Below are 17,805 nucleotides of genomic sequence, written 5' to 3'. Positions count from 1 at the left end.
TTTTTGCCGCGGCCCACCATCAGGCTACACTTGCCCGGTGTTCAGCCTGCGACGACGCACCCTTAGGCATGCCCTCGTCACAACGACTTTTCCTGATCGGCCCCATGGGCGCCGGAAAATCCACTATCGGTCGGCGGCTGGCGCAACGGCTGGGACTGCGCTTCGTCGACAGCGATCAGGAAATCGAGCTTTGCACCGGTGTGGATATCCCCCGCATCTTCGACGTTGAGGGTGAGAGCGGCTTCCGCCGCAGGGAAGAGGACATGATCGACCGCCTCAGCGAGCAGGATGGTGTGGTTCTCGCGACCGGCGGTGGTGCCATACTCTCTGCCGAGACACGCCGTCGGTTGGCCGAGCGCGGTACCGTCATCTACCTCCGCACGTCGGTAGATCAGCAGTACCTCCGCACGCGCCGCGATCGTCGCCGTCCACTGCTGCAGACCGAGAACCCCCAGGCTCGCCTCGAAGCTCTCCTGGCCGAGCGCGGTCCGCTATACGAGGCCACCGCCGATGTAACCGTCGACACGGACCATGGCTCCATCGTCAGCGTGGTGCGGCAGATCATCGCCCAACTGAACCCACAGGATCCGGACGCATGAACAAGACTCAAACACTGATGGTCGAGCTTGGTGACCGCAGCTACCCGATTGTCAGCGGCGCCGGGCTGCTTAACGACGGAGAACGGCTTCGCAGCCACATGCGCGGTGAGCGCGCCCTTATAGTGACCACCGAGACGGTGGCGCGCCATGGCTACGCCGACCAGGTGCAATCGGCACTGGGCGGCTCCGACCGCTGCAGGATCATCACCCTGCCGGACGGTGAAGAACACAAGAACCTGGTCACCTGCATGAATGTCTACACCCATCTGCTCGAGGCACGCCATGACCGCAAGACCACGTTGATAGCCGTGGGTGGCGGTGTGGTAGGCGATCTCACCGGTTTCGTGGCGGCCACCTACCAGCGGGGGGTCGATTTCATCCAGGTGCCCACCACCCTGCTGGCCCAGGTGGACTCCTCTGTTGGCGGCAAGACCGGCGTGAATCACCCGCTGGGCAAGAACATGATCGGCGCGTTCCACCAGCCCAGACTGGTGCTGGCCGATACCGACGTGCTGCAAACTCTGCCAGATCGCGAGCTCTCCGCCGGGCTCGCCGAGGTCATCAAGTACGGTCTGATCCGCGACCCCGACTTTTTCACCTGGCTTGAGCAGCACATGGATGCCCTGCTTGCACGGGATACCACCACACTGGCGGAAGCCATCCTGATCTCCTGCCGGGTGAAGGCCGACGTGGTGGCTGCGGATGAGACCGAACAGGGGATGCGGGCCATCCTCAACCTCGGCCACACCTTCGGGCATGCCATCGAGACCGCCAGCGGCTACGGCAACTGGCTGCACGGCGAGGCCGTTGGCGCAGGCATGGCCATGGCGGCGTGGATGTCCCATGAGCTGGGCTGGCTGGACACAGCCCATCACGACCGTGTTATTGCGCTGATCCGGCGCGCCGGGCTGCCGGTGGAAGCGCCGACCGGGATGACAACAGAGCGTTTCATGGAACTCATGGCGGTGGACAAGAAGGCTCAGGACGGGCGCATCCGCCTGGTCCTGCAACAGGGCATCGGCCATGCGGTGGTCACCGACGCATTTTCGCCGGAAGTCCTGTCCCGGACACTGGCCCGCTTCACCAGCCCGGCACCGGCCTGATGGCGGTCTCCAACGCTCCGACGCCCCTGGCTTGCTATGCAGCGGATCCCGTGCGCAGCCGGGGCCGCACCTTTCCTGAGTCCGCGCCGCTGTGGCGTAGTGAATTTCAGCGGGACCGGGATCGGATCATCCACTCCTCGGCGTTCCGCCGCCTGGAATACAAGACCCAGGTATTCGTCAACCACGAAGGTGACCTATTCCGCACCCGCCTTACGCATACGCTGGAGGTCTGTCAGATTGCGCGGACCATCGCCCGGGCACTGGATCTGAACGAAGACCTCACCGAGGCCATCACCCTTGCACATGACCTGGGACACACGCCCTTCGGCCACGCCGGCCAGGACGCTTTGCACCACTGCATGCGCGACTACGGTGGCTTCGAGCACAACCTGCAGTCGCTGCGCGTCGTGGACATACTGGAGCAACGCTACGCCGAATTCGATGGCCTGAATCTCTGCTGGGAGACCCGTGAGGGCATACTCAAACACTGCTCCGCCGACAATGCCCGACAACTGGGCGAGCTTGGCCGCCGTTTCCTGGAGCGGCAGCAGCCCAGCCTGGAGGCACAGCTCGCCAATCTGGCGGACGAAATCGCCTACAACAGTCATGACGTGGACGATGGCCTGCGTGCAGGCCTGCTGGAACTTGACGACCTGCGCGAACTGGAATTACTGGGCGAGCTTTTTGCCGAGGTGGAACGAGCTCACCCCGACCTGCCACGCCGACGGGTCATCTATGAAACCGTGCGCCGCATGATCGGCCGACAGGTCGCTGACGTGCTTGAGCACAGCCGGACGACCCTTGCCGAGATCAACCCGACGACCATCGAGGCTGTGCGCGAGCAGCGCAAACCGCTGATCGTGTTCGGTGAAACCATGGCCAGGCAGCATCAGGAATTGAAGCGCTTTCTATTTCGTGGCCTGTACCGGCATCACCGGGTCTACCGCATGGCGGAAAAGGCCAAGCGCACGGTAACCGCACTGTTCGATGCCTTCTTGGCCGATACCGGGCTCATGCCACCGCAGCACGCAGCCCGGGCGGAAGCACTGCAGAGCCAGTCAGGTGATGCCGGCCGGGCGCGGGCGGTGGCGGATTACATCGCCGGCATGACCGACCGCTTCGCCATTGCCGAGCACGAACGCCTCTTCGATCCGCGGCGACTGACCTGATTCAGTGCGGTCCGTCACAGATTGGCCATAAACTGTTGCCGAATCGGGGGTTAGTACGTTGGTCGGGCTCAGCATTGCTGATATAAAAGAAGCATTCAGGAGCACACACGAATAAACGGGGGTTAAACCATGGATCGCAGGTTACTGGTGCCGACGGCGGCACTGATCGGGGGACTACTTGTCGCCGGCAATGCCCAGGCCAACGAAAATCTCACTGGCGTGTACGCCACCGTCTCCGGCGGCTACAGCGTGATGGACATCGACATTCGTGATGGCGGCGCCTTTGGCGATGCCCGCCTGGACGGCGCAGGCGCCAGTGGCGCCAGCCTTAGCGGGGCGATCGGAACGTCACTGGTGATGGGCCGGTTCTACGGCGCCATCGAGGTATATGCCGGTGCCTCCACCGCCGACTTCGAATACCGGGTCGGCGGTGATCGCCTCAAGCTCGAGGCGGAGGATTTCTTCGGCATTGCCCTGCGCGCGGGCTCCGAGGTCCGCTCCAACATGGTGCTTTATGGCATCCTTGGCTATCAGAGTACCAAGTTCGAGGAAACGGTCACCATCGCCGGCAATACTTCGAGCGGCAGCGATCGCTTCGACGGCGTCCGCGGCGGCCTGGGCCTGGAACTGGCGTCCGAGGACCGAGTGTTCGCCCGTTTCGAGTATTCGATCATCCGCTATGGCAGCGAAACCTATGGCTCCGGTGCCGATGCGGTGCGCTACCAGCCCACCGAAAGCCTGTTCTCGGTCAGCGCGGGCTATCGCTTCTGATGGGGTGAGCTACCAGCCCTTCACTTCGCCGCCGGCGGCCGCACGGTCGTCGGCGCAGCAGTCAACCCGCAGCGATATCTCCAACAGCAACACCCATAGCACCGGGAAACCCTGAAAATTCTCGATAATTCATGATCTTACCGAGAATTTGAGCACCATCGGGCGAAGCGATATACTGATCGGCCTTTTGTCCTGACGAAGGGCGGACGCGTGCGGCCGTGGTAATGCGCCAGGATTCCGCGGCGACTGATTGACCGATGGTCGATTGCCGCTACCCGCCCCCCGCCGGAAGTCATCAACCCATACGCAGAGGCACTCCCGTGAGAAACGAGAACGCCGCGCAGTCGAGTTTGTATCGGCCCAGTTTCGAGAAGGATAACTGCGGATTCGGATTGATCGCCCACATGGACGGGACGCCCAGCCACTGGCTGTTGAAGACAGCCATTGACTCCCTTGCTCGCCTGACACATCGCGGCGCCGTCGCCGCTGATGGCAAGACCGGGGACGGATGCGGGCTGCTGATCAGCAAGCCGGATGCCTTCCTCCGCACCGTCGCCGAAGAGCAAGGCTGGAACCTCGGCCAGCGCTATGCCGTTGGCGTGGTTTTCCTGAGTACCGATGAGGCACAGGCCGACGCCGCCCGCAGCGCCGTCAATAAAGCCATCTCTGCTCGAGGGCTCGAAATCGCCGGATGGCGCGTCGTGCCGACGGATGCCAGCGCCTGTGGCGAAGAAGCCCTGAAGACCCTGCCGCAGATCGAACAGATCTTCGTCAGTGCTCCCGACGCCATGGACGACGAGGCGTTCGAGCGCGAGTTGTACATTGCCCGACGTCAGGCCGAAAAGGCAGTGGATGAGCAGGACGAGACCTTCTACATCCCCAGCCTGTCGAGTCAGGTGCTGTCCTACAAGGGACTGGTGATGCCGGCCAATCTGCCGGTGTTCTACCGCGACCTCCAGGACGAGCGGGTGCAGACCTCGATCTGCGTCTTCCATCAACGCTTCTCCACCAACACCTGGCCGCAGTGGCGTCTCGCCCAGCCATTCCGGCTGCTGGCCCACAATGGTGAAATCAATACCGTCCAGGGCAACCGCAACTGGGCTAATGCCCGCGCAGCCAAGTTCGAGACACCGCTGATTCCCGACATGGACCTGGTGCGGCCGCTGGTGAGCAGCGAAGGGTCGGACTCCAATAGCCTGGACAACATGGTGGATGCGTTGCTCGCCGGTGGCATGGACATCTTCCGCGCCATGCGTCTGCTGATTCCGCCGGCGTGGCAGAACGTCGACAACATGAACAGCGATCTGCGAGCGTTCTACGAGTACCACTCCATGCATGTGGAACCCTGGGACGGCCCCGCCGGGATCGTGCTGACGGACGGCCGCTACGCCGCCTGCGTGCTGGACCGCAACGGCCTGCGCCCGGCCCGCTACGTGATCACCAAGGATCGGCATATCACGCTGGCCTCGGAAGTGGGTGTGTACGACTACGCGCCGGAAGACGTGGTCGCAAAGGGCCGGCTGAAGCCCGGCGAGATGCTGGCCGCAGACACCACCACCGGCGAATTGCTGCTGCCCGAAGCCATCGACGAGATGCTCGGCAAGCGCAAACCCTACAAGCAGTGGCTGAACCAGCACCTACAGCGCCTGGAGTCGACCCTGGAAGAGACGGAACTCGAGGAGCAGGGCACCCCTGTCAAGGAGGAGCAGTTCCCGGTCTACCAGAAGCTGTTCAATCTGACCCTGGAAGAAGACGACTCCATCGTCCGCGTGCTGGCGGAGTCCGGCCAGGAAGCCGTGGGCTCCATGGGCGACGACACGCCACTGCCAGTGCTGTCACGCCGTGAACGAGCGGTCTACGACTATTTCCGACAGCAGTTCGCCCAGGTCACCAACCCGCCCATCGACCCGCTGCGCGAGCGGATCGTCATGTCACTGGAGACCTGCTTCGGGGCGGAGAAGAACATCTTTGCCGAAACTGAGGACCACGCCACGCGGCTGGTGGTGGAATCCCCGGTATTGTCCCGCACCAAGTTCCTGCTGTTGCTCAACCAGACCGCGGCCGAGTACGCACATCACGTCATCGATCTCCAGTACTCGCCGGAGGAAGGCCTGAAGGGCGCCATCGAGCGGATCGCGGACGAAGCCGAACGCGCGGTAAAGGCGGGCACGGTGATCCTTGTGCTCTCGGACCGGGAGATCGACGAGCACAAGTTGCCGGTGCATGCCCTGCTTGCCACCGGCGCCGTGCATCACCGGCTGGTGGAGCGCGGCCTGCGTTGCGACGCAAACATCGTGGTGGAGACCGCTACCGCCCGTGATCCGCATCACTTCGCGGTGCTGATCGGTTATGGCGCGACGGCGGTCTACCCGTACCTGGCCTATGCATCCATCCGCAACCAGGTCCGCAGCGGACGCATCAAGGACACCCCCGCCGATCAATTGCGGCGCAACTACCGCAAGGGGATCAACAAGGGGCTGTTCAAGATCCTGTCGAAGATGGGCATTTCCACCATCGCCAGCTATCGCGGCGCTCAGCTTTTCGAAATCGTCGGGATGGCCGATGAGGTGGTGGACCTGTGCTTCACTGGCACGGTCAGCCGTATCCAGGGCAGCCGCTTCATGGACCTGGAGAACGACCAGAAGACCCTGGCCAAGGAAGCCTGGAGTCGTCGCAAGCCAGTGCGCAAGGGCGGCCTGCTCAAGTTCGTGCAGGACGGCGAATACCACGCCTACAACCCGGATGTGGTGCGCACCCTGCAGACCGCCGTGGAGACCGGCAGCTACGAAGCCTGGGAGGAGTATGCGGAACTGGTGAACAAGCGCCAGCCTGCAGTACTTCGGGACCTGCTCAGGCTCAAGCCGGCCGACAAGCCGCTGCCCATCGACCAGGTGGAGCCCATCGAGGACATCCTGCCCCGGTTTGATTCCGCTGGCATGTCGCTGGGGGCGCTCTCCCCCGAAGCACACGAGTCCCTGGCCGTTGCCATGAACCGCCTCGGCGGGCGTTCCAACTCCGGTGAAGGCGGTGAGGACGAGGCACGCTACGGTACGGAGCGCATGTCCAAGATCAAGCAGGTGGCCTCCGGCCGCTTCGGTGTGACGCCACACTACCTGGTGAATGCCGAGGTGCTGCAGATCAAGGTCGCCCAGGGTGCCAAGCCCGGCGAGGGTGGCCAGCTACCCGGCCACAAGGTCAACGAGATGATCGCCCGGCTGCGCTTCTCCAAGCCCGGCGTGGCGCTGATCTCACCACCGCCGCACCACGACATCTATTCCATCGAGGATCTGGCACAGCTCATCTTCGACCTCAAGCAGGTCAATCCGGATGCGCTGGTTTCGGTGAAACTGGTGTCGGTGGCCGGCGTCGGCACTATCGCCGCCGGTGTGGCCAAGGCCTACGCCGACCTCATCACCATTGCCGGCTACGATGGCGGCACGGGTGCGAGCCCGCTGACGTCGGTAAAATATGCCGGTGCTCCCTGGGAGCTTGGCCTGGTGGAAACCCACCATGCCTTGCGCGCCAACAACCTGCGGGACAAGGTGCGGGTCCAGGCTGATGGCGGGCTCAAGACCGGGCTCGACGTCATCAAGGCAGCGATCCTCGGTGCCGAGAGCTTCGGCTTTGGCACCGCGCCCATGGTTGCCATGGGCTGCAAGTACCTGCGCATCTGCCATCTGAACAACTGCGCCACCGGCGTCGCCACGCAGCAAAAAGTGCTGCGCCTCAAGCATTTCATCGGCACGCCGGACAAGGTGGCGAACTACTTCAAGTTCGTTGCCCGGGAAACCCGGGAGTGGCTTGCCAAGCTCGGCGTACGGAGCCTGGAAGACCTCATCGGGCGCACCGACCTGCTGGAAATCCTCCCCGGCGAAACCGAGAAGCAGCGTCAGCTGGACCTGCGCCCGCTGCTCTCCGATGGCGGTATTCCGGCGGACAAACCACGGTTCTGCCTCAAGCCCCGGAACAACCCCTTCGACAAGGGCGAGCTGGCGGAGCAGATGGTCCGGGACACCCTGCCCGCCATCGAGGGCAAGACCGGCGGCGAGTTCAGCTATGCGGTGAAGAACCTCAATCGTTCCATCGGTGCCCGGCTGTCCGGAGAAATCGCCCGTCGTCATGGCAATTACGGCATGGCAGAGGCGCCGATCACCCTGCGCCTGTCGGGCAGTGCCGGACAGAGCTTTGGTGCCTGGAACGCTGCCGGGTTAAACATGTACCTGGAAGGTGACGCCAACGATTACGTGGGCAAGGGCATGGCCGGCGGCAAGCTGGTGATCTATCCGCCCAGGGGCAGCAGCTTCCTGGCCCGCGAGACCACCATCATGGGCAACACCTGTCTCTACGGTGCCACCGGCGGTACGCTGTATGGTGCCGGACTGGCCGGCGAGCGGTTTGCGGTGCGCAACTCCGGCGCCCATGCCGTGGTGGAAGGTGTTGGCGATCATGGCTGCGAGTACATGACCGGCGGCGTCATCTGCGTGCTCGGCGAAACCGGTGTCAATTTCGGCGCCGGGATGACCGGTGGCTTTGCCTTCGTGCTGGACCTGGATAACCAGTTCGTGGACCGCTACAACCATGAGCTGATCGATATCCACCGGGTGCAGTCCGAGGCGATGGAAGCGCATCGTCACTACCTGAAGAACATGATTCGTACCTACGTGCGCGAGACCGGCAGCGAATGGGGTCGGGAAATCCTCGATGATTTCCGCGATTACATCCGCCGCTTCTGGTTGGTCAAGCCCAAGGCCGCTGACCTGCAGAGCATACTGGATACCCTGCGCCAGGCCGCGTAGCCATCGAGTCCCCCGGCGCGGCAATCGTGCCGTCCGGGGGATTTTGTTGACCGGCGTGACCACGCCCCGGACAAGAGTGTTGACGGATACCCATGGGAAACAACTTCCAGTTCATCGAAGTGCCCAGACAGGATCCAAGGAAGGATCCCGCCGAATTGCGGGTGCACCACTTCAGGGAAATCTACAGCCAGTACGGCAAGGAAACCGCCGCGTCCCAGGCGGATCGCTGCCTGGACTGTGGCAACCCCTATTGCGAATGGAAATGCCCGGTTCACAACTACATTCCCAACTGGCTCAAGCTGATTGCCGAGGGCAATCTGTTCGAGGCGGCGGAACTCTCCCACCGCACCAACTCGCTGCCGGAAGTCTGCGGCCGTGTCTGCCCCCAGGATCGCCTGTGCGAGGGGGCCTGCACGCTGAATGACGGCTTTGGCGCCGTAACCATCGGCAATATCGAACGCTACATCACCGACGAAGCCTTCAAGGCCGGCTGGCGGCCTGACATGACCGGTGTGGTGGATACCGGCAAGAAGGTCGCAGTCGTTGGTGCGGGCCCGGCAGGCCTGGGCGCGGCGGATATCCTGGCACGCAACGGTGTCAAGCCGGTGGTTTTCGACAGCTATCCCGAGATCGGTGGGCTGCTGACCTTCGGCATCCCGCCCTTCAAGCTGGAAAAGGAAGTGGTGCGCCGTCGGCGGGACATTCTCGAAGGCATGGGGGTTGAGTTCCGCCTCAACACAACCATCGGCACCGACATCCCGTTCAAGCAGTTGCTGGATGAGTACGATGCCGTGTTTCTGGGGATGGGCACCTACACCTACATGCGCGGCGGCTTCCCTGGTGAGGAACTGCCCGGTGTCCACGAGGCGCTGCCCTTCCTGGTATCCAACATCAACCGGGAACTGGGCTACCAGAAGGATCCGTCGGAGTTCATCAGCATGCGCGGCAAGCGGGTGGTGGTGCTTGGCGGCGGCGATACCGCCATGGACTGCAACCGGACCTCCATCCGTCAGGGCGCTCGCAAGGTGACCTGCGCCTATCGCCGCGATGAGGAAAACATGCCCGGGTCCCGGCGGGAGGTGAACAACGCCAAGGAAGAAGGGGTGAAGTTTCTCTGGAACCGGCAACCGGTGGAAATCGTCGGTGATGGCAGAGTCGAGGGCGTCAAGGTGGTCACCACCGAACTGGGCGCCCCCGACGAACGCGGTCGCCGCCGTCCGGAGCCAGTACCCGGTACCGAGGAAGTGATCCCTGCGGATCGCGTCATCATCGCTTTCGGCTTTCGTCCGAGCCCGGCTGACTGGTTCAGCGAGTTCGACATCGGCACCGACGAACGGGACCGGGTCACCATCGGCAAGGGCGAGAATGGCCGCCTGTTCGGCCAGACCGGCAACCCGAAGATCTTCAGCGGCGGCGACATGGTGCGTGGCTCGGACCTGGTGGTGACGGCTGTGTACGAGGGGCGTGAAGCCGCCAAGGGCATTCTCGACTACCTCGAGGTATAGCGGGAGCAGAAGCGGCACCTCTCCACTCCAGCGAATCCGCCCTGTACACTGGGGCGGATTCTTCAGCCAGGGAGTGAACATGACCGATGCCGCCGGGGCGCCCGCCCACCTAGAAAACGATCTGCTGCTGCGCGCCCTGCTTCGGGAACCGGTTGAGCGAACACCGGTCTGGATGATGCGACAGGCCGGGCGTTATCTCCCGGAGTATCGCGCCACCCGGGAACAGGCCGGCAACTTCCTCGACCTGTGCAAGAACACCGAACTGGCCTGCGAGGTCACGCTGCAACCGCTGGCACGCTTTCCGCTGGACGCCGCCATCCTGTTCTCGGACATCCTCACCATTCCCGACGCCATGGGGCTGGGACTGTATTTCTCCGCCGGCGAGGGCCCGAAGTTCGAGCGCACCGTGCGCAGCGCGAAGGATGTCGACGCCCTGCCAATCCCCGATCCTGCTGACCGCCTGCGCTACGTGACCGACGCCGTCAGCCTGATTCGCCAGGAATTGCGCGGGCGCGTGCCCTTGATCGGCTTTTCCGGCAGCCCATGGACGCTGGCGACATACATGGTCGAGGGCGGTTCCAGCAAGAACTTCGCCCATTGCAAGGGCATGCTCTATGGCGAGCCCGCACTGATGCACCGCTTGCTGGACAAGCTGGCCCAGGCGGTGACCGCCTACCTGAACGCCCAGATAGAGGCCGGCGCCCAGGCACTGATGATCTTCGACACCTGGGGAGGCGTGCTGACACCACCCAGCTATCGGGAGTTCTCTCTGCATTACGCGGAACAAATCATCAGCGGCCTGCTCAAATCGAGGGAAGGCCGACGAGTACCCGTGGTCTTCTTCACCAAGGGCGGGGGCCCCTGGCTTGAGGCCGCCGCCGGCACCGGCGCCGACGGTCTTGGCATCGACTGGACGCAGGATCTGGGCGATGCCCGCCGCCGAGTCGGTGAGCAGGTCGCACTCCAGGGCAACCTCGACCCCAGCGTTCTCTACGCGCCGCCAGCGACAATACGGGAACATGTAGCCGCCGCGCTTGAGAGCTTTGGCCACGGCAGTGGCCACGTGTTCAATCTTGGACATGGTATTCACCCGGAGGTGGATCCGGAACACGCCGGCGCCATGATACGGGCGGTGCACGAACTCAGCCCCCGCTATCAAGGCGTCTGACAGACTTGGGCCGGGACGCTGCAGTCGGCCGGCCCGAGTACAACCGTGAGATCACGGCAGGTTCGGATATGAAGGTACGCACCCTCTCCGCCGGTGTGGTCATCATCCGGCGAGTAGACGAGCAATGGAAGTGCCTGTTGTTGCGGGCCTTCCAGTACTGGGACTCGCCCAAGGGGCAGGTGGAGGCCGGTGAGTCCCCCTTCGAGGGTGCACTGCGCGAGGTGCAGGAAGAGACCGGCATCACCGAGCTGAACTTCCGCTTTGGACGCCGCTTTGTCGAAACCGGCCCTTATGCCCATGGCAAGGTCGCCCGATACTACATGGCGGAAACCCGGACCAGCGAGGTCGTCATGGGGATCAACCCGGAACTGGGCCGCCCGGAGCATGCCGAGTATCGCTGGGTGAGCTTCGACGAGGCCCGCGAACTGGCTTCCCCCCGGGTCAAGCGGGTGCTCGACTGGGCGGAACGGCGGCTGCGATCCGCGGAGCAACGTCGCAACAGCAATCGCCGCTCCAACCGCCGGCGGCGCCCGCAACCCATAGCCCCACCGCCTGCGGACGGCGGATACAGCTGAAGCAGCGCCCCGGGGCGTGAACACCAGCTGGCTCGCGACACCCTGCCCGAATCTGCATAATGGCTGGCAAACCGCCCGGCGAAGCGTCGTCGGCCGGACCATGGCAGTCGAGGAGAGGCAGCGTGAGCAATCAACATCCCGCGGTTGGCTACTACCCTTTGGTGCGCATGCGGCGGATGCGCCGCGACCCCTTCAGCCGACGGCTGATGCGGGAGCACCGGCTCACCACCGACGACCTGATCTACCCCATGTTCGTGCTTCCCGGCGATGATCGTCGCGAGGCGGTGGAGTCCATGCCCGGCGTGGAAAGGCTCTCGGTGGATCTGCTGCTGGGGGAGCTGGAAAGTGTGGTGGAACTGGGCATCCCTGCGATTACCCTGTTTCCCGTCATCCCCGAGGATCGCAAATCCGACAAGGCCGAGGAGGCCTACAACCCGGAAGGCCTGGTACCTTCCGCCATTCGCGCCATCAAGGAGCAGTTCCCGGACCTCGGCGTGATAACCGATGTGGCCTTGGACCCTTACACCAGTCATGGCCAGGACGGGCTGATTGATGACGATGGCTATGTGGTCAACGACGCCACCATCGACGTGCTGGTGCGCCAGAGCCTCTGCCACGCGGAGGCCGGCGCCGACATACTGGCACCGTCGGACATGATGGACGGTCGTGTGGGGCAGATGCGCGAAGCACTGGAAGCAGCGGATTACCACAATGTCCGCATCCTCTCCTATGCGGCAAAGTATGCGTCGAGCTATTACGGTCCGTTCCGCGACGCGGTGGGCTCGGCGGGTAATCTGGGCGGCGGCGGCAAGCATAGCTACCAGATGGATCCGGCCAATGGCGACGAGGCGTTGCGGGAAGTGGCGCTGGATCTCGAAGAAGGCGCGGACATGATCATGATCAAGCCCGGACTGCCCTACCTGGACGTGGTGCGCCGGGTAAAGGACACCTTCGGCGCACCGACTTTCGTTTATCAGGTCAGTGGCGAATACGCCATGCTCATGGCCGCGGCAAGAAACGGCTGGCTGGATGAAAAGAGCTGTGCGCTGGAAGCACTGGTGTCCATGAAGCGCGCCGGTGCTGACGGCATTCTCACCTATTTCGCCAAGCGCGCGGCAATGTGGCTGCGCGAGACCGAGTAACAGCAGCGCCCATGGCTGGCCACCTCTGCCGGCCATGGGTTTCATCCCCTCCTCGTCCCACTTATACTCCCGGCCCTATGTGACATTTTCATGTCGTTTTCGTGACAGCGGACGGGCGCATGTTCACCAAGAGCTATTTCTCCGGCATTTTCGGCAGCTCCCCCTTCAAGCCGCTGCAGGAACACATGAGCAAGGTGGTGGAGTGCACAGAACGGCTGGTCCCCCTGTTCGAAGCAGTGGCCCGTCGCGATTACGCCACGGTGAACAGCGAACGCGAAGCCATCGCCCGGCTGGAGGATGAAGCCGACGACATGAAGCGGGAACTGCGCATGCGCCTGCCGCAAACGCTGTTCCTGCCGGTGGATCGTCGTGATCTGCTCGAACTGCTCCGCCTCCAGGACAATATCGCCAACAAGGCCAAGGACATCGCCGGTCTGGTGCTGGGCCGGGAGATGGAACTGCCCGACGTGATGGTGGAGCCCTTCCTGGACTACGTGCACCGCTCCATCGATGCGGCCCGTCAGGCCCACCGCACCGTGGAGGAACTCGACGAACTGGTGGAAACCGGCTTCCGCGGCTCGGAGGTGGAGGTTGTGCAATCCCTGCTGCTGGAGCTGGACCGGGTGGAGAAGGACACTGACCTGATGCAGATCAGCCTGCGGGGCACGCTGCGCAGCATGGAAGCCGGCCTGTCGGCCGTGGACGTGATGTTCCTCTACAAGGTCATCGAACTGGTCGGCAAGCTTGCCGATCTCGCACAGCGGGCCGGAAGCCGCCTGCAGATGATGCTCGCCAAGTAACAGCGCTCGGGGGGAGCGATGGAATACGGGCTGATCTATCTCATCCTGGCGGCTGTGTTCGGCCTCTTCATGGCCTGGGGCATCGGCGCCAACGACGTGGCCAACGCCATGGCCACCTCTGTGGGCTCCCGGGTACTCACCATCAAGCAGGCGGTGATCATCGCCGCGATCTTCGAGTTCGCCGGTGCCGTGCTGGCCGGCGGTGAAGTCACCAACACCATTCGCTCCGGCATCATCGAGGTGGGTCTGCTGGAAGACCGGCCGGAGCAGCTGATCTTCGGCATGCTGGCAGCACTCCTGGCAGCGGGCACCTGGCTGCTCATCGCCTCCAGCATGGGCTGGCCGGTTTCCACCACCCACTCCATCATCGGCGCCATCGTGGGCTTTGCCATCGCCGGGCTCGGCTGGGGCGCGGTGCAGTGGCCGGTAATCACGTCCATCGCCGCAAGCTGGGTGATATCCCCGGTGCTGGCAGGCTTCGCCGCCTTCATGCTGTTCCGCAGCGTGCAGTGGCTGATCCTCGACCGCCGCGACCCCATACGCAACGCCCGGCGCTATGTGCCGCTCTACATTTTCCTGACCGGTTTCATCATGTCCCTGATGACACTGATGAAAGGCCTGACCCATGTGGGCCTTGACCTGACCGCAGTGCAGTCTTACAGCATTGCCTTCGGCATTGGCACGGCCATGGGTATTGCCGGCAAACTGGTCATTGACCGCATTCCCATCGATCCCAACCTGGACCGCCGCTTCCACTACACCAACGTGGAGCGGATATTCGCCGTGCTCATGGTTGTGACTGCCTGCGCCATGGCCTTCGCCCACGGCTCCAACGATGTCGCCAACGCCATCGGGCCGGTGGCCGCCGTGCTCGCCGTGGTGCAAACCGGCGAAGTGACGGCACAGGCGGCCGTGCCCACCTGGGTGCTGCTGCTGGGGGCGATCGGTATCGTCGCCGGACTCCTCATGCTGGGGCACCGGGTCATCGCCACCGTGGGCAAGGAGATCACCCAACTCACTCCGAGCAGAGGCTTCACCTGCGAGCTGGCGGCGGCGGGCACCGTGGTGATGGCCTCCGGTTTCGGTATCCCGGTCTCCACCACCCATACCCTGGTGGGCGCAGTCCTCGGGGTCGGTCTGGCCCGCGGCATTGCGGCACTCAATCTATCCGTGGTCCGCGGTATTTTCCTGTCTTGGGTTGTGACGCTACCCGCAGGTGGCATACTCTCCATTGTTTTCTTCCAGATACTTTTGCTCATCTTCGGCTGAAGCCGGACCGACCATGACCGACCGCTACGCCGTTTTCGGCAACCCCATTGCCCACAGCCAGTCACCCTGGATCCACGCCCGTTTCGCCGAGGCGACCGGGCAGGAGCTCAGCTATGAGCGGCAACTCGTTGCCCTGGACGGGTTCGCTGCCGCCGTGCAACAGTTCTTTGCCGAAGGCGGCCGTGGGCTGAACATCACGGTGCCCTTCAAGGAGCAGGCCTGGTTGCTGTGTGGCAGCCGCTCTCCTGCCGCCGAATCGGCGGGAGCCGTCAATACCCTGCAATGGACCGACGGCCGGCTCCACGGCGACAACACCGACGGCATCGGCCTGCGACGGGATATCAAGAACAATCTGGGCCAGGCGATTCAGGGCCGGCGCATCCTGATACTTGGCGCCGGGGGCGCGGTGCGGGGCGTGCTACGGCCGTTGCTGGAGGCGCAGCCGGCAGCGCTGACCATCGCCAATCGCACTGTGGCCAAGGCGCAGGCGCTGACCGCCGGGCTGACCAGGTTCTGCCCGGTAGATGCCTGTGGCTTCAGCGACTGCGCCGGCCGGCAATTCGACATCGTCATCAATGGGACCTCCAGCGGTTTGCAGGGAGAGATGCCCGCATTGCCGGAACAGCTGTTTGTCCGCGACAGCAGCCTTGCCTACGATATGGTTTACGGCCGCGAAGCGACGCCCTTCATGCGCTGGGCGGCGACGCAGGGTGCTGGCGCTGTCAGCGACGGGCTGGGCATGCTTGTGGAGCAGGCGGCGGAGTCGTTCCGGCTCTGGCGCGGTGTCCGACCCGCCACCGCGGAAGTCATGGCGGGCCTGCGAAGCCGTCTCGCTGCACCAGCGTAGTGCCCTGACACGGGCGCTTGCCAGTTTGCAGGGCAGGATGCTGACAGCACAGAGTGGCAGATAGGCGTCATTGCAGGCTCGCACCGGACGGAACGGGTTTTGCTCCGTACAAGACTCGGAGCATCACGACCCGGGAGGCTGGACGCCATGAGCACCGAAACCGACACCGCCGTACGTATTCCCCTAGGCAGGCTCGCCGATTGCGGCAACGACGAGTTCCGCACACTGGTCCTTGCCGGCAAGCGCATACTCCTGTTCCGCGATCGCGGTGGGGACCTTGTGGCCGTTGAAGATCTGTGCCGGAAACGGGGCATGCCCCTGACCCGCAAGGAAGAGGACATCAAGGACACCCACCACCCCGCCTGTGGCTGTGCCGTGGTACAGCACCTGTCGGAATGGGCACAGGCCCGCCAGTGCCGGTGTGCCACGCGCCACCCGGTGGTCATGGAAGCCGGCCAGTGTCATCTGCTGCTACGCGGGGGCTGACAACCACCGGTAGACATGCGCATCATGATTGCCGGCATGGACGACACGGGCTTACTCGATGCATGCGGAATCGGCACTGGCAGAGCATCGGCAACTGATTGCAGGCCTCCAGCGCACCCTGTCCATGGACGGCATGGCGGTGGAGACCATCGAGACCCACGGCGCAACGGTGCTGTTGGCTGGTGACCACGCGTACAAGCTGAAAAAACCCGTCGATCTCGGCTTCCTGGACTACTCCACGCTTGCGCTTCGGCAACACTATTGCCGTGAAGAGCTGCGCCTCAATCGCCGGCTCGCACCGGATCTCTATCTCGCGGTTCTCCCTGTCACCGGCACACCGGACGAGCCTGAACTCGGCGGGTCAGGCCCGGTTCTGGATCACGCCGTGCAGATGCGACGCTTCCCCACGGAGGCAAGGCTGGACCGGGTTCTGGAGCGTGGTGAGCTGAAACCGCCGGACATGGAGGCACTGGCGCAGGCCATGGTGTCCTTCCACCAGACCTGTGCGCCGTTGGCCAACGACCATCCCCTGCACTCGGTGAGCGCAATCACCGCACCACTGCTTGATAACCTGGAGGACTGCCGCCGCCTCCTGCCCGGCGGAGTACAGCTTGAGCAGGTGCTTGACTGGTTCCCCCGGGAGCATGACCGGCTGCAAACGCTGGTGAGCGAGCGCCTGCATTCGGGACGGGTGCGCGAGTGTCACGGCGACCTGCACCTGGCAAACATGTACCGGGAAGGCGGGGCGATCCACTTTTTCGACGGCATCGAGTTTTCGGAGCCGCTTCGCTACATCGATGTGATGAACGAGGTGGCTTTCGTCGCCATGGATCTGGATGCACGAGGCTCACCTGACCTCGGTGCCCTGCTCACCAGCCACTACCTTGAGTGTGGAGGGGACTACCGAGGTCTTCCGCTACTGCTGTTATTCAAATGCTATCGCGCCCTGGTGCGGGCCAAGGTCAATGCGATTCACGCCCGGGCCGGCGGTGGCGAGCAGGCCGGACAGGAGGCGGTACGCTATCTGTCCCTGGCTGCGCATTACACCGAACCCCGCAAACCGACACTCTGGATCATGGGGGGACTTTCAGGCAGCGGAAAGTCAACCCGGGCTCTGGCACTGGTGGAGCAGACCGGCGCCGTAAGGATCCGGTCGGATGTGGAACGCAAGCGGCTGTTTGGACTTGCCGCGGATGCGCGCACTGACGCTCCTGCCGGGGGTGGCATCTACGGGCCCGAGGCCGGTGAACAAACCTACCAGCGCCTGGCGGACCTGGCCCGCGGAATACTGGCCTGCGGCTCCTCCGTCATCGTGGATGCAGCCAACCTGCGTCGCTCCGAGCGAGCGCGTTTCCGTGCGCTGGCGAGCACCGGAGGCTGGTCAAGCAGGCTGGTCTGGTGCGAGGCGGACGAGAACACACTGCGGCAGCGTCTGCGGCAGCGGGCACAACTGGGCAAGGATCCATCGGAGGCGACGACAGCGGTGCTGGAGCGACAGTTGCAAATGGTGGAGCCACCCACCGCCGAGGAGACCGATCCGGCGTAGTGGAGCCGATCCGCGACGCGCTTGCCACA

The 17,805-nt window shown here is 63.8% G+C and carries 14 protein-coding genes; all 14 read left to right on the top strand.

The features are described 5' to 3' along the window. Positions 1 to 68: 68 nt before the first annotated feature. The 14 genes from aroK (at position 69) to J2T57_RS19900 (ending at position 17,776) form a co-directional block, all read left to right on the top strand. Complete coding sequence (gene aroK, locus J2T57_RS19965; protein ID WP_253484203.1) at positions 69 to 599, top strand: shikimate kinase AroK; 531 nt, start codon at positions 69 to 71, stop codon at positions 597 to 599. Further along, positions 596 to 1,702 carry a 3-dehydroquinate synthase gene (aroB, locus tag J2T57_RS19960; RefSeq protein ID WP_253484183.1) on the top strand — a complete coding sequence of 369 codons (1,107 nt, stop codon included), beginning with the start codon at positions 596 to 598 and terminating at the stop codon, positions 1,700 to 1,702. The genes aroK and aroB overlap by 4 nt, the downstream gene beginning before the upstream one ends. After that, positions 1,702 to 2,871, top strand: a complete 1,170-nt coding sequence (locus J2T57_RS19955) for a deoxyguanosinetriphosphate triphosphohydrolase (protein ID WP_253484180.1) — start codon at positions 1,702 to 1,704, stop codon at positions 2,869 to 2,871. Before aroB ends, J2T57_RS19955 begins: the two co-directional genes overlap by 1 nt. Before the next feature lie 129 nt (positions 2,872 to 3,000). Then, positions 3,001 to 3,642 (top strand): outer membrane protein, encoded by a 642-nt coding sequence (locus J2T57_RS19950; RefSeq protein ID WP_253484177.1) that lies wholly within the window; start codon positions 3,001 to 3,003, stop codon positions 3,640 to 3,642. A 320-nt stretch (positions 3,643 to 3,962) separates the two neighbouring features. Next, positions 3,963 to 8,438 (top strand): glutamate synthase large subunit, encoded by a 4,476-nt coding sequence (gene gltB, locus J2T57_RS19945; protein ID WP_253484175.1) that lies wholly within the window; start codon positions 3,963 to 3,965, stop codon positions 8,436 to 8,438. Between the two features lie 92 nt (positions 8,439 to 8,530). After that, complete coding sequence (locus J2T57_RS19940; protein WP_253484156.1) at positions 8,531 to 9,943, top strand: FAD-dependent oxidoreductase; 1,413 nt, start codon at positions 8,531 to 8,533, stop codon at positions 9,941 to 9,943. A gap of 79 nt (positions 9,944 to 10,022) precedes the next feature. Next, entirely contained in the window at positions 10,023 to 11,111 is a 1,089-nt protein-coding gene (gene hemE / locus J2T57_RS19935; RefSeq protein WP_253484153.1) for a uroporphyrinogen decarboxylase, read from the top strand. Positions 11,112 to 11,179: 68 nt separating this feature from the next. Continuing rightward, positions 11,180 to 11,686 (top strand): bis(5'-nucleosyl)-tetraphosphatase, encoded by a 507-nt coding sequence (locus tag J2T57_RS19930; protein ID WP_253484150.1) that lies wholly within the window; start codon positions 11,180 to 11,182, stop codon positions 11,684 to 11,686. A gap of 167 nt (positions 11,687 to 11,853) precedes the next feature. Then, positions 11,854 to 12,828, top strand: a complete 975-nt coding sequence (gene hemB / locus J2T57_RS19925; RefSeq protein WP_253484303.1) for a porphobilinogen synthase — start codon at positions 11,854 to 11,856, stop codon at positions 12,826 to 12,828. 119 nt (positions 12,829 to 12,947) lie between these two features. Then, on the top strand, positions 12,948 to 13,628 hold the full coding sequence (locus J2T57_RS19920) for a TIGR00153 family protein (protein ID WP_253484146.1): 681 nt from the start codon (positions 12,948 to 12,950) through the stop codon (positions 13,626 to 13,628). Positions 13,629 to 13,646: 18 nt separating this feature from the next. Beyond that, positions 13,647 to 14,897, top strand: a complete 1,251-nt coding sequence (locus J2T57_RS19915) for an inorganic phosphate transporter (protein WP_253484143.1) — start codon at positions 13,647 to 13,649, stop codon at positions 14,895 to 14,897. Between the two features lie 13 nt (positions 14,898 to 14,910). Continuing rightward, entirely contained in the window at positions 14,911 to 15,744 is an 834-nt protein-coding gene (gene aroE, locus J2T57_RS19910; protein ID WP_253484140.1) for a shikimate dehydrogenase, read from the top strand. A 147-nt stretch (positions 15,745 to 15,891) separates the two neighbouring features. Continuing rightward, complete coding sequence (locus tag J2T57_RS19905; protein ID WP_253484138.1) at positions 15,892 to 16,230, top strand: Rieske 2Fe-2S domain-containing protein; 339 nt, start codon at positions 15,892 to 15,894, stop codon at positions 16,228 to 16,230. Positions 16,231 to 16,288: 58 nt separating this feature from the next. Further along, a complete protein-coding gene (locus tag J2T57_RS19900; protein ID WP_253484135.1) occupies positions 16,289 to 17,776 on the top strand; it encodes a bifunctional aminoglycoside phosphotransferase/ATP-binding protein in 1,488 nt (495 codons plus the stop codon). The last annotated feature ends 29 nt before the right edge of the window (positions 17,777 to 17,805 follow it).

The organism is Natronocella acetinitrilica (assembly GCF_024170285.1).
Lineage (GTDB): Bacteria > Pseudomonadota > Gammaproteobacteria > Nitrococcales > Aquisalimonadaceae > Natronocella > Natronocella acetinitrilica.
Note: the sequence above shows the minus strand (reverse complement) of the source record. Positions and strands in the feature narration are given on the sequence as shown.